General features: G+C 42.1%; 21 protein-coding genes. 10 read left to right on the top strand and 11 right to left on the bottom strand.

Features of this window, described 5'->3' with window-relative positions:
- Positions 1–123, top strand: a 123-nt coding sequence (locus BLQ57_RS18860) for a transposase (RefSeq protein ID WP_139162744.1), incomplete at its 5' end; no start/stop codon positions are given.
- A gap of 220 nt (positions 124–343) precedes the next feature.
- Here the strand turns inward: BLQ57_RS18860 and BLQ57_RS18865 are convergent.
- On the bottom strand, positions 344–1,690 hold the full coding sequence (locus tag BLQ57_RS18865) for an MBL fold metallo-hydrolase (protein ID WP_087941148.1): 1,347 nt from the start codon (positions 1,688–1,690) through the stop codon (positions 344–346).
- A gap of 290 nt (positions 1,691–1,980) precedes the next feature.
- Between BLQ57_RS18865 and BLQ57_RS18870 the strand changes: the two genes are divergently transcribed.
- A complete protein-coding gene (locus tag BLQ57_RS18870) occupies positions 1,981–2,373 on the top strand; it encodes a C40 family peptidase (RefSeq protein ID WP_240507872.1) in 393 nt (130 codons plus the stop codon).
- 380 nt (positions 2,374–2,753) lie between these two features.
- On the opposite strand, the gene BLQ57_RS18875 is transcribed toward BLQ57_RS18870, so the two are convergent.
- The 6 genes from BLQ57_RS18875 to BLQ57_RS18900 form a co-directional block, all read right to left on the bottom strand.
- Positions 2,754–3,362: an HmuY family protein gene (locus BLQ57_RS18875; RefSeq protein WP_087941149.1), complete on the bottom strand. Its 609-nt coding sequence runs from the start codon at positions 3,360–3,362 to the stop codon at positions 2,754–2,756.
- Between the two features lie 138 nt (positions 3,363–3,500).
- On the bottom strand, positions 3,501–5,801 hold the full coding sequence (locus BLQ57_RS18880; RefSeq protein ID WP_087941150.1) for a TonB-dependent receptor: 2,301 nt from the start codon (positions 5,799–5,801) through the stop codon (positions 3,501–3,503).
- Between the two features lie 43 nt (positions 5,802–5,844).
- Positions 5,845–6,894, bottom strand: coding sequence for a hemin-degrading factor (locus BLQ57_RS18885; RefSeq protein WP_087941151.1), 1,050 nt, complete (start codon positions 6,892–6,894; stop codon positions 5,845–5,847).
- A 1-nt stretch (position 6,895) separates the two neighbouring features.
- Positions 6,896–7,702 (bottom strand): heme ABC transporter ATP-binding protein, encoded by an 807-nt coding sequence (locus tag BLQ57_RS18890; protein WP_420835616.1) that lies wholly within the window; start codon positions 7,700–7,702, stop codon positions 6,896–6,898.
- Positions 7,699–8,760 (bottom strand): FecCD family ABC transporter permease, encoded by a 1,062-nt coding sequence (locus tag BLQ57_RS18895; protein ID WP_087941153.1) that lies wholly within the window; start codon positions 8,758–8,760, stop codon positions 7,699–7,701. The genes BLQ57_RS18890 and BLQ57_RS18895 overlap by 4 nt, the downstream gene beginning before the upstream one ends.
- Positions 8,760–9,623, bottom strand: coding sequence for a heme/hemin ABC transporter substrate-binding protein (locus BLQ57_RS18900; protein ID WP_087941154.1), 864 nt, complete (start codon positions 9,621–9,623; stop codon positions 8,760–8,762). The genes BLQ57_RS18895 and BLQ57_RS18900 overlap by 1 nt, the downstream gene beginning before the upstream one ends.
- A gap of 502 nt (positions 9,624–10,125) precedes the next feature.
- Here BLQ57_RS18900 and atpD point away from each other — a divergent pair.
- Both atpD and atpC read left to right on the top strand, forming a co-directional pair.
- Positions 10,126–11,628, top strand: coding sequence for a F0F1 ATP synthase subunit beta (gene atpD / locus BLQ57_RS18905; protein WP_087941155.1), 1,503 nt, complete (start codon positions 10,126–10,128; stop codon positions 11,626–11,628).
- A 64-nt stretch (positions 11,629–11,692) separates the two neighbouring features.
- Entirely contained in the window at positions 11,693–11,938 is a 246-nt protein-coding gene (gene atpC, locus BLQ57_RS18910) for an ATP synthase F1 subunit epsilon (protein WP_087941156.1), read from the top strand.
- Between the two features lie 109 nt (positions 11,939–12,047).
- Here atpC and BLQ57_RS18915 read toward each other — a convergent pair whose 3' ends face one another.
- Positions 12,048–13,070 (bottom strand): hypothetical protein, encoded by a 1,023-nt coding sequence (locus BLQ57_RS18915; RefSeq protein WP_087941157.1) that lies wholly within the window; start codon positions 13,068–13,070, stop codon positions 12,048–12,050.
- A gap of 460 nt (positions 13,071–13,530) precedes the next feature.
- Between BLQ57_RS18915 and rpsU the strand changes: the two genes are divergently transcribed.
- The 3 genes from rpsU (at position 13,531) to hpf (ending at position 15,706) form a co-directional block, all read left to right on the top strand.
- Complete coding sequence (gene rpsU / locus BLQ57_RS18920; RefSeq protein WP_087941158.1) at positions 13,531–13,725, top strand: 30S ribosomal protein S21; 195 nt, start codon at positions 13,531–13,533, stop codon at positions 13,723–13,725.
- 755 nt (positions 13,726–14,480) lie between these two features.
- Positions 14,481–15,365 carry a tyrosine-type recombinase/integrase gene (locus BLQ57_RS18925; RefSeq protein WP_087941159.1) on the top strand — a complete coding sequence of 295 codons (885 nt, stop codon included), beginning with the start codon at positions 14,481–14,483 and terminating at the stop codon, positions 15,363–15,365.
- Positions 15,366–15,400: 35 nt separating this feature from the next.
- Positions 15,401–15,706: a ribosome hibernation-promoting factor, HPF/YfiA family gene (gene hpf / locus BLQ57_RS18930; protein WP_087941160.1), complete on the top strand. Its 306-nt coding sequence runs from the start codon at positions 15,401–15,403 to the stop codon at positions 15,704–15,706.
- Between the two features lie 20 nt (positions 15,707–15,726).
- Here hpf and BLQ57_RS18935 read toward each other — a convergent pair whose 3' ends face one another.
- On the bottom strand, positions 15,727–17,415 hold the full coding sequence (locus BLQ57_RS18935) for an ArnT family glycosyltransferase (RefSeq protein ID WP_087941161.1): 1,689 nt from the start codon (positions 17,413–17,415) through the stop codon (positions 15,727–15,729).
- Between the two features lie 118 nt (positions 17,416–17,533).
- Here BLQ57_RS18935 and BLQ57_RS18940 point away from each other — a divergent pair, with 118 nt between their 5' ends.
- A complete protein-coding gene (locus BLQ57_RS18940) occupies positions 17,534–18,523 on the top strand; it encodes a glycosyltransferase family 2 protein (RefSeq protein ID WP_087941165.1) in 990 nt (329 codons plus the stop codon).
- A gap of 184 nt (positions 18,524–18,707) precedes the next feature.
- A complete protein-coding gene (locus BLQ57_RS18945; RefSeq protein WP_240507873.1) occupies positions 18,708–19,580 on the top strand; it encodes a lysylphosphatidylglycerol synthase transmembrane domain-containing protein in 873 nt (290 codons plus the stop codon).
- A gap of 183 nt (positions 19,581–19,763) precedes the next feature.
- Here BLQ57_RS18945 and BLQ57_RS18950 read toward each other — a convergent pair whose 3' ends face one another.
- Entirely contained in the window at positions 19,764–20,921 is a 1,158-nt protein-coding gene (locus BLQ57_RS18950) for a hypothetical protein (protein ID WP_139162812.1), read from the bottom strand.
- A gap of 70 nt (positions 20,922–20,991) precedes the next feature.
- A complete protein-coding gene (locus BLQ57_RS18955) occupies positions 20,992–21,222 on the bottom strand; it encodes a hypothetical protein (protein WP_087941163.1) in 231 nt (76 codons plus the stop codon).
- Between the two features lie 255 nt (positions 21,223–21,477).
- On the opposite strand from BLQ57_RS18955, the gene BLQ57_RS18960 reads away from it, so the two are divergent.
- The coding region (locus tag BLQ57_RS18960; protein ID WP_139162813.1) for a transposase at positions 21,478–21,685 on the top strand (208 nt) is incomplete at its 3' end.

The following is a 21,685-nucleotide window of genomic DNA, read 5'->3' on the forward strand; positions in this document are numbered from 1 at the left end:
GTTTTCGGAAACCTCAAGTTCAACAAAGGCAGAGGCAGATTCATGCTCAGAGGTAAGGAAAAAGTAGCTATCGAAACTGGTCTGCTGGTCATCGCACACAACTTGGCCAAGATGGTCCGATGAGCCATTTTAAAGCCCGGTTTTTGTCCATTAAGCCGTGGAAATACTGCATAGTAACTCCTTTACCAAAAATCAACACCGAAACCCGAAGTTGAACAGAGGTCAAAAAAATAAAGGCCGAAAATCAGTAAATCGGCCTCTACGCTCTAAAAAAGGCTGCCTTAAACTTTTTAACCAGTTTTGAGACAGCCTCCTTGAGGTGATTTGCAACTTTGCTTACTTTTTAGTGCGCTTCCTCTTGGAAGTCTTTGATTGCTTCGCTGAAATCCAAGATTTCAGAATTTTCCAAAGCTCCAGCTACTATACTGGATCCTGCTGCAGAGCGATAACCTCCTGCACAATGCACAACAACCGGTTTTTGGGTTGGGATTTCACCAGTTCGTTCACGCAATTCATGCAAAGGAATATTAATGCTTTGCTCGAAAATAGGGGAATTTTTATGTTCATCCTTACTTCGAATATCTACAATAGTAAAGGCATCCGGATTAGCTTTGAAGGCTTCCACTTCGAAACTCTTTCCTGTAGCGGTCATTCCTTCTGGATTGACTACTGCGCCTTTGATGAGCTGTTCATAACCGATTTTGGCGGCTTTGAAGATCAATATTTCGAGTTCGGCAGTGGAGTCCGCCACTAGGAAAAACTTCTCCTCAGGGCCTACGATTGAACCTAACCAAGTCTCGAATTTTCCTCCATTCATGATATTGATGGCGCCGGGGATATGTCCTGCTCTGAACTTATCTTGCTCACGGCTATCAATCACCAAGGCTCCTTCTGGAAGCTTGGCACCTTCTGGCCAAATGCTCACTTGGGAGATGGAGCGCTGATAGGCTGGAGCACCTTTCTTATTCATATCCACATCATAGCCGAAATATTTTGGTATGTATGGCTGTCCTTCCAATAAGGAATTTACGAAAGTCTTCTCGTCTACGTCGCCAAAGGCCCAGTTGGTCGCTCGTTGCTCTCCGATGGTAGACTGACGGGCATCACTTAGGTTTTTACCGCAAAGTGAACCAGCGCCATGTGCAGGATAAACAATCACATCATCTGCTAATGGCTTCAATTTATCCTGAACAGTGTGAAACATCATCTTAGCAAGCTCCTCTCGCTGAGCTTTCATATTTCCGGCTTTCTCACGAAGATCTGGACGGCCTACATCACCGATGAAAAGTGTGTCTCCGGAGAATAGTGCGTGATCTTTGCCGTTTTCGTCTTTTAGCAGGATGCTAATAGAGTCAGGAGAGTGACCGGGTGTGTGTAAAGAGTGAAAAGAAATTTTTCCCATCTCAAAGGAATCACCCTCATCAAATCCAGTGTGGGGATATTCGGCTCCCACCATTTTGGACACGTAGATGGTCGCTCCTTCGTTTTGGTGAAATTCCAAATGCGAACTCACAAAATCTGCATGGGGGTGTGTTTCGATTACAGCCACGATTTTGGCATTGTTCGCTTCCGCAAAGTCATAGTATTGTTGAGGATTTCGTCCTGGATCTACGAGTGCGATTTTTCCTTCACTTAGTATGGCATAGCTTGCGTGAGCTAGGCCTTCGTCATAAAACTGTTGAATATTCATTTTTCTATTGTTTTTCTAATTTGATAGAACAAAGGTAGTTTTTTGTAAGCTTCGGTTTCAGTGATACTTATCACTTTTGACAGATTGCGGTTTTAATTCTTAAAAGGTTTAATACTTTGAAAAATATAAATTTAAAAAATCAGTTGGATTTAATGGCTTAGCGTAGTAAAATTGATTCCATGGGGGATAGGAAAAGTAATTACAGTTGGATGACAAAAAGTAGGGCAGGGATACTATGGGTTGCATTAATCTTGATTTTTTCAGCATCCTGTAAATCCAAAAAAATAGCCATGGATGATCCAGTTTTCAAAGTGATTTCCACAGCAAAATCCTACACAGGCACTCCTTATAAATTTGGAGGGACTACTCGTTCAGGAATGGATTGTTCTGCATTGGTATTTCATTCCTATTATTCGGTAGGGGTGACAATGCCACGAATATCAGCGGACCAGGCTCGGATAGGAAAAAAAGTAAACCCGAGAGAGCTGAGACCCGGAGATGTATTGTTTTTTGCCACTAGCCGAAGAAGAAACCGAGTCACTCATGCAGGTATCGTCACAGAGGTAAACCGTGGAGACGTCCGTTTTATCCATGCTTCAACTTCTCTTGGTGTTACGGAAGATTTTCTGAGTAATCGCTATTGGAATAAGGCCTTTCTTTTTGGTAGGAGGATTTTAGAATAAAAAAAGTGGCTTTCTCAAAAGTGATTTTGTCACATTGAGCACTGGCAAGACGAGAGTCTCGATATCAAAATGTGGGCTGGAACGATAGAAATGGCCTTCTATTTCGAGACTTCCATCTCTTAAGCGCTACAAACGACAAAGATGCTTAATTTCACAAAATTAGGGTCAGTCCGAGCACCCGAAAGACGGGAGTCTGAAGGTACGAGGACGCTTCGGTTTCGAGACTCCCGTCTCTCAAGTGCTCAGCGTGACCAAAAACTTGATTCAATCCATAATTTCCTTCATCTCATTTTTGTATGTTCTCAGAATATTTAAGACTCAGGTTGACATTAGAGTGATTTATGAGACAGCCACTTCTATTCGAGTAGATCCAATTTTTATCAAAAACTGGCACTGCCATCAGGCTGCAGTACATATCGAAAGGTATAATGCGCACTGGGATTGGTCATTGGATCAATTTGATCTGTAGGCGGATTACCCTTGTAATAGCTTAGGATTTCAATCTTGCTGTAATTGCCTGCTGCGGTCTGCACTAAAATCACTCTTCCCGGAATCGGAGTCACTGTGAAAGTAGCCGGATTGTAATTGTACCAGCCGTTTCCACTTCCTGTGGGAATAGCAAAAGTTGATGCTGTGTCTGTGCTGAAAATAGCATCGGTAGGGACAGTGGAAATTTCTTCGAAAATCCCTGTGACAACTGCTGCATTGACATTTCTGTCACTATTCACTCGAATGGTAGTTCCCTTAAATGCCAAATCCCAATCTTGATTTTCGTTTACCACTGCATTCTGTTCCAAACTGAAGTATTGAAAAGGGTTTTCTTCAAGGATTTCTCCGGTAGATCTGTCAATGACGTCATTTGGCGCGGCTAAGTCTTCGACCATTGTGGCTTCTAACTCGACCCTGGGATTGGGGTCATCGGTATTTTGGCAAGCGCTTAAAAGACCTAAAAGGGCTACTGGAAAGATGATTTTTTGGATAGTTTTCATATGTGTATAATTGATTTAGAAAGGTTACTAAGCCTTTCCCGTTCCGATTTATTGGGATACGGGAGAATCTTGCATGATTGCCCCAATCTATTAGGGCATACTCGTGTTTGACGGCTAAGTCATGCTTGATTTCATTTGTTAATTCATTAGATTTAGTACAGGTATTTTTATCCCAAGGAAGAGTACTCTCCCTGGGTTGTTGGGTTGTGCAGGTGTGGCTGTATTCAGTAGGTTGGTACCTCCTCCTTCAAGAAAAATTCCATTATCCAGCGTTTTTGAAAGACTAAGGTTGAGGCTAACCCATCCGGCTGCATATTCGCTTTCATCGTCAAGAATTAGGTTGCCATTGCGATCTGCAAAACCAAACTTTCCTCTATAAATCGCTCTTAGCGACCAGTCGGTACCGGTGAATTGCTCATGGTAGTTAAGCTTTAAATTGCCACTATGTCGACTTCGATTAAAAAGTCCTCCATAGTCAGCTCTCGTGACTCTTCGGGTTTGATTTTGAGTATTTCGCTTGAAGACTTCCCCATTTTCAATCCGCTCCACCACTTCCTGATCACGTGTATCGAGCAGGGCATAACCGGCACTTACGCTTAGTTTTTCAGAAAGCTTCATCTGAGCATCCACTTCCAAGCCTTGAGTGATCACACCGCTTACATTGAAATAGGAAAATGCATTTTGTCCTGTCACCAGTTGGGCGATGGGAGCAGTTTCGATCAGGTTATCGATGCTATTACGAAAAGCATTGACCTGAAGGGACGCATTTTCATTTGCTTTCCATCGAAATCCCGTATTGATTGCCCAGGAAGTTTCAGCTTTGAGCTCTCCAAGATTTTGAGGATTCAGGAGGAACTGAGCTACCAGGCCTTGCTCCTCCAATCGGCTGATTCCTTCTTGGGCCAGGGTGGCTCCAAAGACATAATATCCCGATGCAGCATTGTTGAAGTTGAGCAAAAGCTGTCGGAAATCTGGGGCTTTGAAGCCCGCTCCGATCGATCCTTGCCAGCTCAATTTTTCAGAAAGCCGGTATTGTCCCGAGATTTTAGGGCTAAGTCTTTGTCCATATTGACTGTGAAAATCAGCTCTCAAGCCACTGACCAAATTAATTTTTTGCCCAAGGTCCCATTGATGCTGAAGAAAGAAATAGCCGGCATCGAAGCGATTATTGTCTTCATATCTTGTGGCCTCTACCGTCTCAGTCAACTGACCCATACCCAATGTCAAAAGCTGATTACTGGAGATTTGATAATCTGTCTGAAGTTCTGTTCGGTGATAGAATTGTCTGAAAACTTGAAAATCAAAGGATTCTCCACTGTTCACAAAGCGACTGTCAGACAGGGTAGAAAACCAAGAGGACATTCCCCGTAAAGTGAACAGCCAGTTTTCATTAGGCTTAAAACGAAGCGTAGGATTCAAGTTGAAATCTTCACGCTTATTTTCCAAGCTAAATAATTGAGGATCAGAACTTAATCCACTCTGAAGCAGTCCATCTGAGTTTTCCAGATACCCTCTCCCAAAAAGGCTGAGAGATAATTTGGGAGAGATTTCTCCTGTGATTTTTAACTGAGCAGTGGAAGCCTGATAGGGGTTTTGGGTTTGTCCTACCGTTTCAGGTGTGAGGTCAAATCCATCGGTTTTGAAGTGATCAATGAAAAGATCAGTGTTCCATTTTTTGTTGGCGAGTCCGATTTCCAAAGCAGGATTCCAAGTGTTAAATGATCGCTGCCTGAGCGAAAAGTCGATTTTGGAATTTTCTGAGGAAGTCTTGGTGATGATATTCACCACACCGGCCATGGCTTCGCTACCATAAATGGCACTGGAAGGACCTCGAAGAATCTCGATTCGATCGATATTGGAGACTGAAATTCTATCCAAATCAAAGGTGCCTGCCGTACGACCGATAAGAGGCTCCCCATCGAGTAGGATCAAAATATAATCAGAGTCTAATCCCTGCATCTGAAGCCCTGCTCCATGGTCGGAGCTGATCTGAAGGCCAGTCTGCTCTCGCAAAATCTCTGACAGCCGGACTCCACCAGTTTCTTGAATCTGTTCGGTGTTGAGGACAGTCACGGGCATGGGTAGATCTTCTACGCTTCGCTCGGTTCGAGTGGCAGAAACCACCACCTCACTCAAATTGGTGGACTTTTCTTTCAAAATGATCCACTGAGCCTGTAGCCATTCTTCCCAATTCATTTCTTGGGTTTGGTAGCCGATGGCAAAAATCAGAACTCGCTCACCTGAGGGGAGGGATTGGATTTCTCCTTTTTCATTTACAGGTTTTGCTGGAAGGTCGTCAACTTTGACTAAGGCAAAGGGAATGGGGTTTCCCTTCTGATCCAGAATTATTTTCCCATCTTTTTCGACTGCACCCCAAACTAGGATAGGAGTAATAAGGGAAAGAAGAAATATTATTTTAATTAGATTAATTCTAAACATAGGTTTAAAATTTTAGCGGAGGAGCTTTCCCCCGCTATTTTTTTTAGTTTAAGCTATCCAACAAGGCTTTCCATTCTGGTTTTTGTGGGATTCCTGGCTTTCGAAGTCCAAAGAACTGTGCCACCATTTCTCCTTCGCCGTCAAAAAGCTCCAATGCAGACACTAAGCCTTCGCTGGTATTTTTGTGTACCACAAAAGCTCTATCGACCACATTTTCATTGAGGTGCATATTAAATTCAGGGTCCATGACATTGAGCCAGTCTCCCATTTGGCGGATGGTCCTGACTTTTCCTTGGTGAATCTGAATATTTCCTTTATTGCCAGCGAAAATCATGATCGGCAATTGAGTTGCTGAGGCTGACTCCAGTATTTTTCGAGTGACTAACCGATCCACTTCATAGGCCCATCGGTCATCGATCCATTCGACAGCATTAAGTCGATTGAGTTTGTATTTTCGGAGCATCCCAAAGAAATCGTGAGTGTCCTGCATATTTTCCCAATCCGATGAAAATCCTTCAAAATCCAATTCCTCGCGACTCGTGAAGTCTGCTGGCTCAAAAGTTTCTGTCTCCAGAGCTGAGTTTTGATCGCTATGGCGATGCGCTTCTACGAGTTGCTCGGAGAAGTCAAAATCAGAATCATCCTGCAAGAATACTTTCATCACGGCTTCACCTGATTTGTCGAAATATTGAAGACTGAATCTTGGTCCCTGTGGGGTATCGGTGACTACTGCAAAGCCGAATTTCCAAGATCGAAAAAATACTCTTTGCTCGATGGGGCCAATGACCGTAGCGATTTGATTGGGGGCGGCTCCATGAAGCTCAATTTTCTGAAAGGTTCCCTTATGCTCCAGCACGCATCCTTCGTTTCGAGTGAGGGACATGACTCTCCCTAGCTTGGGGAATTTTTGCACTTGCTCCGCAAAGTCGGTAGAAAGGCGAATGACATTTTCACCCATCCCGGTGGCTAATAGCTCAGCTTCGGATACCCCAAGTTTTTTGGCGGCATCCCGAATCCTAAGTTTAGGTTCTTGGTTTTTAAGTTCCTCCCAAGATTGCTTGAGTGTGGTTGCGGTTGCTAAAGTCGTGTTCATATTAGGCTTGTTTTGTCGTTTGCAATTGAGAATGAGCGTAGGGCAGACTGCTCACCAGAATCTGATTGTATTCTGGCTGTCGGATAAGCTGAATAGGATAATCAAAAACTTCGCTGAGCAGTGACTCGGTGTAGACCTCCTTGATTGAGCCGATACCGGCGATCAGTCCATCCTTGATCAGGGCTACACGATCCGCGTAATGCGCTGCAAGGTTTAGATCATGTATAATAATGAGTACTCCAATATTTTGAGATTTGAGCTGCTTGAGGATTTTCAGGACAATGTGCTGCTGCGCAATATCCAGACTAGAGGTAGGCTCGTCTAGAAGCAGGTATCGGGGAAAAGGCTTTTTTTCCCAAATCTGAAGCAGTACTCGGGCCAGTTGGATACGTTGCTTCTCCCCACCAGATAGCTGTTGATAGCTTTGATCTTTGAGGTGAAAGGTTTGAGTAAGTTTCAAGACCTCTTCAAGGTGCTTTTCTCCCAGCATTTTAGAGTTTGAAGGCATTCCCAGTTCCACTACTTCCTGCGCGGTAAATGGGAAATTGACTGAGGAATGCTGAGGCATGACCGCTCTGATGGAAGCGAGCTGTTTAGTTTTGAGGCTTTTAAGTGAAATGCCATTATAGTTTACTTTTCCACCTGTGCAGGAAGTCTCTCCGGAAAGTATTTTGAAAAGGGTAGATTTTCCAGCTCCATTGGGGCCCAATACAGCCAATATTTCTCCGGGTTTCACTTCCAGACTTGCCTGCTTTACAATCGGTCGCTGTCGTATGCAAAAATGAATATCGCTTGCCTGTAGCATTATTTTTTGGAGAGGTTAAGTTTGAAAATCAGATAAATAAAGAAGGGTGCACCGATCAAGGCGGTCAATACTCCGATGGGAAGTTCAGCTGGAGAAACCGCCGTTCTAGCAATTAAATCGGCAAAATTGAGCAGAATTGCTCCAAGGAGAAAGGAAGCAGGTAGGACCAATCGATGATTGGCACCGAAACCTATCCGGATCAGATGTGGGACGATTAAGCCGATAAATCCAATCATTCCCGCAATGGAAACTCCAACCCCTACAATCAAAGCGGAGAGAATCAAAAGACGTAATTTGACTTTTTGTACTTCGATTCCCATGTGGAAGGCTTCTCGTTCTCCAAGGGAAAGTGCGTTGAGGTTTTTGTATTCGGTCAAAAGGAGAATGGAAGGTAATCCTATCAAAAGAAGGGCTAGGGGGAATTTGCTCCAAGTAGCCGCTCCCAGGTCGCCCAAACTCCAAAATGTAAAGCTCCGTAGGGCTGTATCATCTGCGAAGAATAGGGTCAAACCGATCAAAGCACCTGCTAGAGCGTTGATGGCTACTCCTGCGAGAATCAAGGTGGCCGTATCGGTCTTACCTTGGCTTCTTGAGAGTTGATACACTGCCAAGACATGAATCAATCCGCCGAGAAAAGCAGCAAAGGGTAAACCCAAGCGTTCTAAAATCGGAAATCCTCCAATCCATCCCGAAAGGAAAACGATGAAAACGACTGCAAACAAAGCACTCCCACTACTTACTCCTATGAGACCTGGCTCGACCAAAGGGTTACGAAACATGCCCTGAAGAGCTGCACCTGCAATACCTAAGCCTCCTCCGATAAGAACGGACAATAAAATCCTAGGAAGGCGGATTTGAAGCAAGACATTTTTTGCAGCCTCATTGATTTCCTGACTGCCAAGACCTATTTGGTCAAATAGGATGAAAGCTACCTGGGAAAAGGAAATGGTGTAGGCCCCTTTGGCCAGCGACAGCATCGCCACCAAAAGCAGTCCAAGTCCCAATCCGATGAGGACGAGGTTTTGAAGATGATTTCTCGATATGACCGCTCCAGCAATCATTAGTTTTTGTTTTCTCGTATTGATTTTGCCAGTTGTAAAGCAGCTTGACCTACTCTAGGCCCAAATCCGGATAAGAAAAGCCCATCCATTGCGATGATCTGGTCTTTTTGAAATGCCGTGGTTTCAGTCATCCCAGGTATTTTGCTCAGCCCTTGTTTTCCTCCCAAGCTTTCCAGTCCCGACTCGAAGAGCACAATATGGTCTGGATTCAAAGCAATCAAAGCTTCCGGAGTGAGTGGGACAAAGTTTTCGAAATCAGCGGCTATGGATTTGACTCCTGCTAATTCGAAGATGTTTACTGCAAAACTTCCTTTTCCGGCCAAGAAAAGCGATTCAGGACCTCTTGCCATGACAAATGCTGCCCTTTCCTCGGAGGCCGTTTCATTTTTGAATTGTTCCAAGGCTTTTAGATCGGACTTAATTTGAGCGATGAGTTGCTCTCCTTTTTCTTGTAAGTCAAAAAACTCAGCAATTTCCTCAACTAGTGCGATGGTTTCCTCAGGGGATTCTGGCTGCTTAAACTCCTTATAAGTAATGGAGGTGGTTTTGAGTTGGCTGACTACCTCTGGATTGAGATAGCCTTCCTCTACTAAAACCACTGAGGGGTTCAAGGAGAGTATTCCTTCTGCCTTTATCTGATTTCGGTAACCTATACTTGGTAATTGTTGTAATTCTTTGGGAAATGTGGAAGTCCGGTCTGTTGCAATGATTTGATCCTGAAGGCCAAGTGATGCCACGATTTCGCTGATAGTGCCGCCTGCTGTGACTAGTGAATTAGCTGCAGATGAATCAGTTTCCTGCGTTTCTTTTGGACTGCAAGCGAGCACCGAAAGGAAACCGAATAGTAGAAGTAATCGACTCATTTATTTAGATTAATTTGAAATAGTGAGACAAAATTACATTTAATTAGATTCAGTCCAAATAAAAGGTCGATCAATTTTTCTAATTAAACGCATGATTAAATCTGATACATGGTGTTTTGAATCTGACTTTTAGGATTGATTAAACAATGGGGTACGAGGCTTACAAAAGATAATTGCGGTTTTCTGATTTGTTAAAGTGGATGTATGCAATTCTGCTACTTGTCAAATTTGATTTTGCTCCGTCTCTTATTGCTTACCTTTATTTTATCGCAAAAAGCAGATAAATCTAATTTAAGTGGGGACTCCTAATCCTAATGTGACCGCTTTTTGAGGCTCAGGAAAAAGGAAGGAAATTCCAGTAAAGCTTAATATTTGATAGTCAGCAGGGGCCGATGATTATTGCGGGGATTAATTTTCCAAATATCCTTTGGTATTAGGCTTTATTGATTAATTTTGCGGTCGAATTCAAAAAGCACATCCTTTTTACATTTCATACAATCAAATGGCAAATATTGGAAAGATAACCCAGGTAATCGGGCCCGTAGTGGACGTTGCCTTCGACGGCGGAAAACTACCCAACATCCTTGACGCGCTAGAAGTAACCAAAGAAAACGGCCAAGTAGTCGTGATGGAGGTTCAGCAGCACCTAGGTGAAGACCGAGTGAGAACCATCGCAATGGATTCATCCGAGGGGATGGTTCGTGGCATGGAAGTAAAAGACTTAGGTCAGCCTATTTCTGTTCCTACCGGTGAGGCGATCAAAGGACGTCTTTTCAATGTAGTTGGTGAGGCGATTGACGGTCTTCCGCAGGTTCCTGCCGGAAAGCGTCTTCCCATTCACCGTGCCGCTCCTAAATTTGAAGATCTTTCGACTTCGACAGAAGTGCTTTACACCGGTATTAAAGTAATCGATTTGATCGAACCTTATGCTAAAGGGGGTAAAATTGGATTGTTCGGTGGTGCCGGGGTAGGTAAGACCGTTTTGATTCAGGAATTGATCAACAACATTGCAAAGGCTTATTCAGGTCTGTCTGTATTTGCTGGTGTAGGTGAGCGTACCCGTGAGGGAAATGACTTGCTTCGGGAAATGATCGAATCCGGGATTGTGACTTATGGAGAAGATTTTATTCACAGTTTGGAAACTGAAGGAGGATGGGATCTTTCTAAAGTAGATTTGAAAAAATTAGAAGACTCCAAAGCAACCTTTGTGTTTGGTCAGATGAACGAGCCTCCTGGGGCGCGTGCTCGGGTGGCCTTGACCGGATTGACTTTGGCAGAATATTATCGTGATGGGGAAGGCGACGGTGCTGGTAAGGATATTCTATTCTTTATTGATAACATCTTCCGATTTACCCAAGCCGGTTCTGAAGTGTCCGCACTTCTTGGGCGTATGCCATCTGCGGTAGGTTACCAGCCTACTTTGGCGACCGAAATGGGTGCTATGCAAGAACGAATTACTTCGACTAAAAATGGGTCTATCACCTCGGTACAGGCGGTTTACGTGCCTGCTGATGACTTGACTGACCCGGCTCCAGCCACGACTTTTGCCCACTTGGATGCGACTACAGTACTTTCTCGTAAAATCGCCGAATTGGGAATTTATCCAGCGGTAGATCCTTTGGATTCTACTTCTCGAATTCTTTCTCCGGATATTTTGGGTGATGAGCATTATGGCTGCGCGCAGCGTGTAAAAGAGATTCTTCAGCGCTACAAAGAATTGCAGGATATCATTGCGATCTTGGGTATGGAAGAACTTTCTGAAGAGGATAAAATGGTCGTTCACCGTGCTAGACGAGTGCAGCGATTCCTTTCTCAGCCTTTCCACGTAGCCGAGCAATTTACCGGTTTGAAAGGGGTACTTGTGGACATCAAGGATACCATCAAAGGATTCAACATGATCATGGATGGAGAGCTTGATCACTTGCCCGAAGGCGCCTTCAACTTGGTGGGAAGCATCGAAGATGCAATTGCCAAGGGAGAGAAAATGTTGGCTGACGTCAAATAATCAGCGGAGCTTAAATCGTAAGGCTACTTGAAATGGATTGAGTAGCCGCTTAAATCAAATGAGCATGCAATTAGAAATCGTCACACCAGACAAGAAGGTATTTGAAGGCGAAGTTTCGGAAGCTAGTTTTCCCGGAGCGAATGGTGCCTTTCAGGTTCTCAATAATCACGCTCCCATTGTTTCGGCTTTGGCAAAGGGAACTGTTTCTTTTACCACTCAGCAAGGAAAGCAATCCATGATCGTGGATGGCGGAGTAGTGGAAGTGAAAAATAATGCCATCGTAGTTTTGGCTGAGAAGGTGGTCGGCTAAAGCTGAGGATTAGAAAATAAAATAAAAGTCCAACTCGTTCGGGTTGGACTTTTTGTGTTTATGAGGATACCTTTTCCAAAGTTCAAAACTTTGGAAAAGGTAAAATACCTTAATTCTCTACAGGTCTAAGCACTGCGCGTTTGATGTATTTATCATCGTATTTCATCATACTGCCTTCATAAAAATATAAGGTGTCTCTGACTACGCCGGCAAGCATTCCGATGTCAAGAATGCCTCTCGGATTTTGGGTTTCATACCATTTTTCTTCTTTTTTATTATAAATCATCATGTGTGTAAATCGTGTCTTTTCGATTCCCCCTTCTCCGATTTTCATCCAAGTCCCAATGTAAATCGATTTTTCATCTTCGTGTATAGAATTAAAATAATGGTTGTCAGGAGTCTTTGTACTTTGCTTTTCTCCCGCCATAACGCTATTGAAATCAATGATTCGATCGGCAGCCCTCAGTTGGTAATCAAAAATTCGACTTGGGGGAAGATCAATTTGTTCGATCTCTTCACCCTTTTCTGAGTACCTGAACAGTTTTTTGCTATGAGGAAAGGAAAGCAGGATAGTTTGGTTATTGTCACTCATTTTTAAGTAGTTAGTCGGACTCAACGAGCCATCCATGGTTTTATATTCCTCTGGATATTCCATTATAGATTTTTGAACTTTTCCATTATTATCAAAGAAATAAAGGAGATCACCCGAATTGCGATAAAAGTCAGGTAGATAGGCGTCATGTTTTTGGTCGTATAGTTCTACCAGAAAGCCATTTTCAGTTTTTTTAAACTCTGCCCCAATTGTTCGGATGATTTTGTCCTCTGGAAGATTGAGTCTAATCTTCTCGATAAACTCTTGGCTGGATACATTGAATTTCAGGACAGATTGGCTTCTTTTGTCCATAATGTGGACCATAGGGTATTCTGAGACATCAAAGGATGATGGCATGAAAGCACCTATGGGAAAATCTCCTGATGCGATGTTTCCTACTTGTTCCCCATTTGTTCGGATAATTCCTACAGCGGGAGTTCTATTTGAGGAAACGGCCAACAAACTATCCCCGATTAATTCTACCTTGGAGGGTACATTCATAAAAAAATCCTTTTCCTTGACTAGAGTGGAGTCAACCATTTCAAGGTTTAGTAAAATAGGAAGAGCATTCCTTTTCGCAGATGATTGACAAGACCAAAAAGCGAAAAAGAATGCTCCAAATAGACAGTACTGTTTCATTTGGAAAGTGAGTTAGGTAAGGCTAGACTCTTTTGGGATCTTCCCTCTATACAAAAAGCTAGATTTGATTTAAAAGTAGGTAAAGAGGTCTTAGTTGTCCAAACTAATTCTGCTAAAATTTTGGATAAAAATGATATTCGGTCGAAATCAATTGGGGAGTAAAAAATTAGTTTGAGTGGATATAGCTTGCCGTCCTTAAAATTGATAGATTTTAGGAATTAATCATCTACCGCTCTAAGCACTGCGCGTTTGATGTATTTATCATCGTACTTCATTATGAGAATTCACACTTTTAATTTCCCAATATTCTAATTTTGGAATAATTTTCCTACCTTTGCCCCACGAAAGGGGGTGTATATACATGATCATAGTAAACGTAAAAGAAAACGAATCCATCGAAAAAGCGCTGAAGCGCTTCAAAAAGAAGTTTGACAAAACCGGTGCGGTTCGCGAACTCAGAGCCCGTCAGGCTTTCACCAAACCTTCCGTGAAAAGAAGAGATCAGGTAATCAAAGCGGCTTACAAGCAAAAACTTCAGACTGAAGAGGCGAAGTAATCCGGTTTTGGATAAAAATAGAGCAGCAGCTATTCGATAGAGTAGCTGCTTTTTTATTTACAGCGCTGAAAAGGCGGCTGGACTTGGAAGAAAAAGTGATTTTTATTTTTAAGCGTAGAAAATTGAGAGGGTTTGGACAAACAGAAAAAGCCTAATAGCCTATAATTTTCTATTTTTCTTTGAGGTTTAAAAAAGCTGGATGTTGTCCTAAATATTTATTGAGAACCGCATAGAAACATAGATTCACATAGGCTCCGAGCAAAGGATGAATTACATTTTCAAAGTAAAGAAGAAGGTGGGGAAAGCGGGAAAAAGGGAAGATAAAAGGCCTTCCCTTTGTTTTCTATGTTTCTATGTGGTTTAAAAAACGCGGATGCTATTCAAGACCGTAATCAGACCCACAAAGCCAGCTAGGGAACATAATGACAAGGCCTCAGATCGATTTTTCCCACCAATTGATTTAGATTATCAATTAGGAAGCACCAAAAAGGCCTTAACTATGCACTCTATGTTTCTATGTGGCTAAAAAAACCTGAATGTTATTCAAGTTTTCAATTAGAACCACCCGGCTAGTTCACCACTGCGCAAATAATCATGTGAATAAATTTCATTTTTATAAAAAAGATAAAGTAGTAAGGACGCCGTTAAATCGAAGAATATGAGTTCTAACCCCTATTTTTCATCTTTTCCTGTGACTTTTGTCAGCTAATAAGTTTGGATTTTTCCCGTATCTTGAGTTAACAAACAAGAACAAAATGATCCCCTCATTTACCAGGTATTTACAGTTTGAAAAGCGAAGTAGCCCCCATACCGTGGAGGCTTATGAGCGGGATCTGAATCAGTTTGCTGAGTTTTTGGAGCTATCATTCGAAAAAACTCAACTCGAAAAGGCTGAGCATGCCGAGATCCGGGCTTGGATCATTGACTTGGTAGAGCAGGGTCTGAGCACTACTTCAGTCAATCGAAAACTGGCCACATTGCGCTCATATTATAAGTTTCTGCTGCGCAATGACTTAGTAAAATCTGACCCAACCTATAAGTTAAAATCCCTTAAAAACCCGAAGAAACTCCCCGAATTTGTACAGGAAAGTAGCATTCAGGACGTTTTAAAAGAAGAGGTTTACGATGCGGGTTTTGAAGGACAGCGAGACCGAATGGTTATAGAGTTTTTGTATTTGACCGGAGTCCGCTTGTCAGAGTTGATCGGGCTCAAATGGGCTGACCTCGATTTGCCTCAAGCTCAAGTAAAAGTCTTCGGAAAACGCAAAAAAGAACGAATAATTCCACTTTCAAAAGGACTCTTACAGAATATTGTTTCTTATCAAAAACTATATGAAGAAAGGTTTTCAAATACCCTGCAAAGTTCCTATTTTATTGTCAGTAATACGGGAAAGAAAAGCTATCCCATGATGATTTACAGAATTGTAAGGAAGTATTTGGATCGATTTGCCCAAACTAGCAAGCGTAGTCCTCACGTGTTGAGACATACATTTGCCACCCATCTGCTCAATAAGGGAGCAGATCTCAATGCGGTCAAGGACCTCCTCGGACATGCCAATCTGGCTGCCACTCAGGTCTATACGCACAATTCCATGGAAAAACTGAAGGCTGTGTTCGAACAGGCACATCCTAAAGCATAATTAATTGATTGTTCAACCACTAAATGCACAAGATTATGAAACTGCAGATGCACTCAATCCATTTCGACGCTGACCAAAAGCTGATCGATTTCATCCAGAGAAAAGCCGACAAACTGGACACTTATTATGATCAAATCATAGATGGAGAAGTTTTTATGAGATTGGATAAAAATGAAAAAAATGAAAATAAACTCCTAGAGATCAAATTGAATGTGCCCGGGAAGCAGTTTTTTGCCAAGAATCAATCGGATTCTTTCGAAGCAGCCGCAGATGAAGCGATAGAAGGATTGAGAAGACAAATCAAGAAGTACAAAGAAAAAGTGGTTTTGGCCAAACAGTAAACCCTCAGACCCAAAGCACCCTAATCGCCCTCGAGAAATCGGGGGCTTTTTCGTTTCAGCCAAAAGTAGCGTTTCGCATTTTTTTCGAGCACAGCGGGGTATTGAGCTGTGCCTTCTGCCCAAAGCAATTCCGGAATGGCGCTGGATTTTCCGTTGATGGATTCAGCGAAAACCTCGAATTGACTCGAGTCAATTTCTTCCAAAAAGCGATCCTCCAGGATCAATTGGTCATAATTTTCCAGACTTTCCCGCCAAGTCTCTCGATTCAAATCGATGAGTTCCACTGTAGGGAAAAGACTCATCCGAATTTTACTCCCCACATGGAGATTCCCAAAAAAGGCCACCCGCTGAGTTTCGGATTTGGGAATGGTATTTTCCAGCTGTGCTTTGAACTGAGCTCCCTGATGTGGAAAGGAAAGATGATCGGTAATGGTACTGAGCAAAAGAAAAATCAATAAAAATGCAAAAGCAATTACTTTGGGTAGTTTGATCTGTCGCCGAAGCAGGGAAATCAGATACATTCCCACCACTGCCCCTAGGCCTAACTTTAAAGCCGTTAGGAATCCGATGGGGTTTTTTAAAAATAATCCCAATGATAGGGTCCATATCAAAGCCGATAATCCGATGAAAATCCAAGCAGTGATTTTTTGCCTCCGGATTTTATGTTCGAGGTTAATTCTGACCAGCAGCCAAGCCAATCCAACCGCCAAAACCGGAGCCACAGGGAGGAGATATCGCTCGTAAAATTTGCTGGTCAAGGCACTCATACCCAAAATCGCCAAGCCCCACAAAATAATAAAGCCCAGAAATTGAGGGTTTTCCCGACTGATTTTTCGGATTCCTTCTCTGAGCTTTCCGAGGGGGAAAAAAATCCATGGAATAAAGATCAGAAGCAAAACTGCCGCGGCCAAAAGCCCGTTTTGGACGATTAGCCAAAGACGGGAAGCCACACGGATTCCGACCTGATCTTCCAAAAAACTATCCAAATAAGTAGGGCCATGGATGTACCACATGGCTACAAACCAAAATAAAGCAATACCTAAACTGAGTAGAATGGCAGGAAGGTGAATGATATTTTTCCAATGAATTCGCTGCCAAGGATTCAACAAGAGATAAAGAATTGCCAAAATCCCCAGCGCTGCCGCAGGAAGTCCTTTGACCTCAAAAGCCAATGCCAAACCCAAGTAAAGTGACCAAACTGCCCACTTGGGAGCCGAATTTCCCTGCTTGAGCAATGCGGCAATTCCTAAAGACGCGATCGTCAAGGTCATGACTAAGAGTACATCCGGAATGGACCTGCCAGCGGATAAAATCAAGACGGGATTCGAAGCCATAATCAAGGCCGAAATGTCAGCTACTTTTCGGTCTTCGAATAAAATCTTTCCCATGCGATGTGTTAATCCTACGGTAATGGCGCCAGCCAGCAAAAAGAATATCCGGGAGGCAAAAGCATTTACTCCAAAGAGCTTGAAACCGGTCAAGACGGACCAATAGGTCAAAATGGGTTTTTTGAAACGGAGCTCTTCACTCCCCAGGTAGGTAGTCAGGTAATCTCCATTTCGAAGCATGTTGATGGCTGCATCCCGGTAATAGATCTCATCGGGATAGTGCATGTGAAAGTCCAAGGCAAAAGGGCCCACTAAAAGCACAAAAATACCCATAAGTACCCATGGATTGATTTTGAGGGAGGTTGACTGGGACAAAAGCATGCGCAAAGATAAGGCGATCTTAAAATTGAAGGCTTAAATTACTGGCGATTTAAGGAGCTTTGACATCCTTTTTTGTCCCCCGATGGATTTTAAAGTATTTTTGACGAAATTTTATTCCATGAGCCAGCCAAAAATCTCCGTCGTCATCACGGTTTACAATGAAGAAGAAAATATTCAGCCACTTTTAGCACAAACCTATGCCGCGCTGGAGACTGTCGATTATGAAATTATTCTAGTGGAGGACGGCTCTACAGACGGGACAGTAGCAGAGGTGAAAAAATACGCCAATGAGCGCACCAAGCTGATCATCTTCAATAAAAACTACGGACAGACCACGGCACTCGCTGCGGGGATTGATATGGCAAAGGGCGAATATATAGCTACGATGGACGGAGACTTACAAAATGATCCCACCGATATTCCTGCCATGCTCGAAAAAGCCGTTGTCGAAGAATGGGATGTGGTCGCTGGGCGTAGGGCCAAGCGAAAGGATGGGTTTGTTCTTCGGAAATTTCCCTCCAAGATCGCCAATTGGGTAATCCGAAATACCACCAAAGTCTATCTGAATGATTATGGGTGTACCCTTCGGGTGTACAAGGCTGAAATCGCCCAAAACATGGGTTTGTATGGCGAATTGCATCGCTTTATTCCGGTGTTAGCTAAGCAGCAAGGAGCAAAAATGACGGAAGTGGATGTGAAGCATCATCCTAGGATTCATGGGACGTCAAAGTATGGATTGAGCCGGACGTTTAAGGTGTTGGCAGATTTGATCTTGATGCTATTTTTCCAAAAATATTTTCAGCGCCCCATTCACTTGTTTGGTGGATTGGGACTGATTTCGTTCTTTTTGGGAGCTTTGATCAATGTGTATTTGCTGATCCTAAAAATTTTCGGAGAGGATATCTGGGGTCGTCCGATTATGATTTTGGGCTTTATTTTGATTTTAGGAGGGATTCAGCTGATTACAACAGGGATTATCGCCGAGATCATCGTACGAACCTATTTTGAATCACAGGATAAGAAGACTTACACGATCAGGTCGGTTTTTGAGGGAGAAAAACAAGAAGTAAAGGCAGAAAATATTGAAAATCCTGCTTCTGAAAAATAGATGAGTAAAGAGGAACGTCTTTGCGAGGAGGTAGGACGAAGCAATCTTTTTTGTAAAAAGAAAACCATGGAGACTGCCTGCCCTCCGGTAGGCGGGCTTCACCCTTCGGGATTCGCAGTGACGAATAAACTTAAGGACTGCTTCACCCTACGAAAATCCTAGTGACAATATTATCTAACTAACTTTGCATCGATACAAAAACCTGCTCAAGACCTTCCTTAAACTGATCCTGACAGGATTAGCATTGTATCTGGTTTTTCGGAAGATCGATACCCAACAGCTTTTTGAACTTGTCAAGACCATTCAATGGGCTTGGCTTATTCCTGCGATTTTATTTTTTGTGTTGAGTAAAGTAGCTACGGCTGTTCGCCTGAATCAGTATTTTAAGAACATCGGACTCATTATTGCCGAAAAGCTAAACTTCCGACTGTATATGGTCGGGATGTATTACAATTTGTTTCTGCCCGGAGGAATCGGAGGGGATGGCTATAAAGTGTATTTGCTCCATAAGCAATTCAAAACTTCTGTCAAAAAGTTGCTCCAAGCAGCTTTGCTGGATCGGCTTGGTGGTTTGGTGGCGATTGTTTTTTTGCTTTTTGGCTTATTTCTGATCGTGGAGGTTAAACTGGATTTTTTGGAGACTAGTCTTTGGAATTTGCTGATGATTGTCGGAATGATGCTGACGATTCCGGGGTTTTGGTTGGCCCAAAAGTTTCTCTTTCGTGACTTTTTGCCCTCCTTTTGGTCGGCCAATGCCTGGTCTTTTGCCGGGCAGATTGCCCAGCTGATTTGTGCCTGGTTTATTTTGATGGCTTTGGGGATCAATGAGAAAATCCTAGCCTATCAACTGGTATTTTTGCTTTCCTCGATTGTGGCGGTGCTGCCGCTGACGATTGGAGGAGTGGGAGCACGTGAACTCGTCTTCGTCTATGCGCATCAGTACGCGGGAATTGAAGAAACCGCAGCGGTAGCTTTCAGCCTGATCTTTTTTCTGATTACGGCAGGGGTTTCTTTGGTTGGGGCTTTTGTTAAGGTGGAATTGGATAAAAAATCATAAGTAGCTTTTTTTCAGTATCCTTTATAAATATAATCCTTGCAGATTTAAAATGTGATTTTAAATCTGCAAGGATGATTAAACGATTGCTTTTTCATAGACTTGAAGAATTGATGGCGGATTTTCCAGCAAGTGCTATTGGACTGACTGAGGATTTACAAAAAAAAAGGAATGCTTTTAGAGACCTTAATTTTTCTCAATGTTGAATAAGCTAAAAGTAAGTAAATCCTCATTTTCCAACTCTGTATCATTTAGGATATACATTCCTTCTTTTCCAAAGTGGACGTAAAGGTGGTTAAAATCGGATACATCCATTGTGTGGAGATGATTTCCTTCACGGTCTAAGAAAAGAAGGAAATTTTCATTCTTAGGGTGGAACATTTTAAATGAGTTTTGCTCGACTAATTCAAATTCGGATTCGCTTAGTGCTTTTCGGTAGTGTCTGATGTAAAGGTCCCTAAATGAGTCATAATAACTCGTAAAGAAGGTATTGTCAGTGTAATATTCTTTTTTCCATTCACCCATATGGATTCCTGATCTATTGTCCATTTTGACAAAACCTTTCTTTGGTGTTGCTGCAATTTTATCAAAATTTTTAAAATCTCGGGTGAATATCAAGCTATCAGATACCGGAAAATTGATCATAAATTCGTCCTCATTTTGAATGTAATCCATCGAGAAGAGTAGATCATATACATTGACTTTTTTGTCAATATACTCCGCGGGAAGAGGTAAAAAGGCATCAAATTCCTGTAAATCCTGATCAAATACGCCTATGGTATTTTGTTGGTTTTGATAGATAAAGGGAGGTTTAGCAAAAATCTCTGCCATATTTAAAGCGGTGATGAGCTGTTTAGGTTTTACAGCAAATTTTAATACTCCAGACAGGGGTTTGGGATTGTCTCCAATTATTCGGGCTAACTTTTGACTTTGGATGGATTTTCCGTTTTCAAAGATATAAATCTCATCATTTTGCCTTTCGAAGTAGACAAATCCATCCTTTGAATAAGGAATAAAGTGGTTTTGTCCAGTTGAATGTTTGCCTCTGAAATTTTCAACCTCATTTAATCTGAGATAAGAAATTGACTTGCCGCCTTTCTGTAAATCAAAAGTTCCAATCCCATTACTTGTTTGTATATAAAAATAAGAACCAGTTTTATCCGAGAAGAATAATGGATTTCCCTGAAGTTTGGGAAAGTTTTCAGAAATGTCGAGTTGAATTGATTTGGAGAAAGTTAAAGTTATAGACTCCTCAGCATTATAATTACTTTCATTTTTTGATAATTGATTGCAAGAAATCAAGGGTATAGACAGAGTAAATAAATAAAATAAGGAACGAACCATTCGCATAAATAACTTTTGAGATCTTTTGATTATACCCCTCTCAAACCTTGAGAGGGGTGTTATAAACTAATTATATTATTGATGCAGGGTCTTCAACTCGTTTTTCAACAAAACAATCCCCAGGCAGACCTGACTCTCCAGGAGGAGGGGCTGGAAGTTCATTGCAGATGTTAATTAATTCAATGCAGAATCCTGCTACATAGGTTTTTCCAGATTCTGGAGTAATATTACATGATTGACCCGTTGCAATAGCGATTGAACCTAAAAATCCAAACGCAAACATTAAACTTAGCTTTTTCATAATAATTTAAGTTAAAGGTTAAAAAGCCCTGGCCAAGGTTATCTCTCATAATCAGGGCCTTCCTGACAACTAAAGACAACACAACATATTATTATTATTATTTGCAAAATTTTTTTCGAGGAAAAAGAATATTTTTAAATATGAATATCCGCAAAGTCACCAGTAGCCAAATAAGTTCTTTTTGACAGTTGGTGTCAATTGCTTTATTAAGGGTTTAACTCGATTTAAATTAGGTCAAAATAAACGGTTTTGACCATGAATATTATCAATTTCATTAATCGGTTTCCTGACGAGGCTTCCTGTGTTGAATTCATCAAATCACAAAGGATCAAGCAAGGAATCATCTGTAAGAAATGTACTGGAATCAAGCATTATTGGCTTGAAAACAAGCTTTCTTTTCAATGTGCTTCCTGTGGATTTAGAACCAGTATCAAGAGCGGTACAGTGATGCAGAGCAGTAATT

The sequence above is a fragment of the Algoriphagus faecimaris genome (genome assembly GCF_900101705.1).
Lineage (GTDB): Bacteria > Bacteroidota > Bacteroidia > Cytophagales > Cyclobacteriaceae > Algoriphagus > Algoriphagus faecimaris.

What these genes read in the sequence shown, in the direction of transcription:
- BLQ57_RS18865 (WP_087941148.1), bottom strand. Translation starts at nt 1,690, where the DNA reads ATGAATATTCAACAGTTTTATGACGAAGGCCTAGCTCACGCAAGCTAT.
- BLQ57_RS18870 (WP_240507872.1), top strand. Translation starts at nt 1,981, where the DNA reads ATGGATGATCCAGTTTTCAAAGTGATTTCCACAGCAAAATCCTACACA.
- BLQ57_RS18875 (WP_087941149.1), bottom strand. Translation starts at nt 3,362, where the DNA reads ATGAAAACTATCCAAAAAATCATCTTTCCAGTAGCCCTTTTAGGTCTT.
- BLQ57_RS18880 (WP_087941150.1), bottom strand. Translation starts at nt 5,801, where the DNA reads ATGTTTAGAATTAATCTAATTAAAATAATATTTCTTCTTTCCCTTATT.
- BLQ57_RS18885 (WP_087941151.1), bottom strand. Translation starts at nt 6,894, where the DNA reads ATGAACACGACTTTAGCAACCGCAACCACACTCAAGCAATCTTGGGAG.
- BLQ57_RS18895 (WP_087941153.1), bottom strand. Translation starts at nt 8,760, where the DNA reads ATGATTGCTGGAGCGGTCATATCGAGAAATCATCTTCAAAACCTCGTC.
- BLQ57_RS18900 (WP_087941154.1), bottom strand. Translation starts at nt 9,623, where the DNA reads ATGAGTCGATTACTTCTACTATTCGGTTTCCTTTCGGTGCTCGCTTGC.
- atpD (WP_087941155.1), top strand. Translation starts at nt 10,126, where the DNA reads ATGGCAAATATTGGAAAGATAACCCAGGTAATCGGGCCCGTAGTGGAC.
- atpC (WP_087941156.1), top strand. Translation starts at nt 11,693, where the DNA reads ATGCAATTAGAAATCGTCACACCAGACAAGAAGGTATTTGAAGGCGAA.
- BLQ57_RS18915 (WP_087941157.1), bottom strand. Translation starts at nt 13,070, where the DNA reads ATGGTTGACTCCACTCTAGTCAAGGAAAAGGATTTTTTTATGAATGTA.
- rpsU (WP_087941158.1), top strand. Translation starts at nt 13,531, where the DNA reads ATGATCATAGTAAACGTAAAAGAAAACGAATCCATCGAAAAAGCGCTG.
- BLQ57_RS18925 (WP_087941159.1), top strand. Translation starts at nt 14,481, where the DNA reads ATGATCCCCTCATTTACCAGGTATTTACAGTTTGAAAAGCGAAGTAGC.
- hpf (WP_087941160.1), top strand. Translation starts at nt 15,401, where the DNA reads ATGAAACTGCAGATGCACTCAATCCATTTCGACGCTGACCAAAAGCTG.
- BLQ57_RS18935 (WP_087941161.1), bottom strand. Translation starts at nt 17,415, where the DNA reads ATGCTTTTGTCCCAGTCAACCTCCCTCAAAATCAATCCATGGGTACTT.
- BLQ57_RS18940 (WP_087941165.1), top strand. Translation starts at nt 17,534, where the DNA reads ATGAGCCAGCCAAAAATCTCCGTCGTCATCACGGTTTACAATGAAGAA.
- BLQ57_RS18950 (WP_139162812.1), bottom strand. Translation starts at nt 20,921, where the DNA reads ATGGTTCGTTCCTTATTTTATTTATTTACTCTGTCTATACCCTTGATT.
- BLQ57_RS18955 (WP_087941163.1), bottom strand. Translation starts at nt 21,222, where the DNA reads ATGAAAAAGCTAAGTTTAATGTTTGCGTTTGGATTTTTAGGTTCAATC.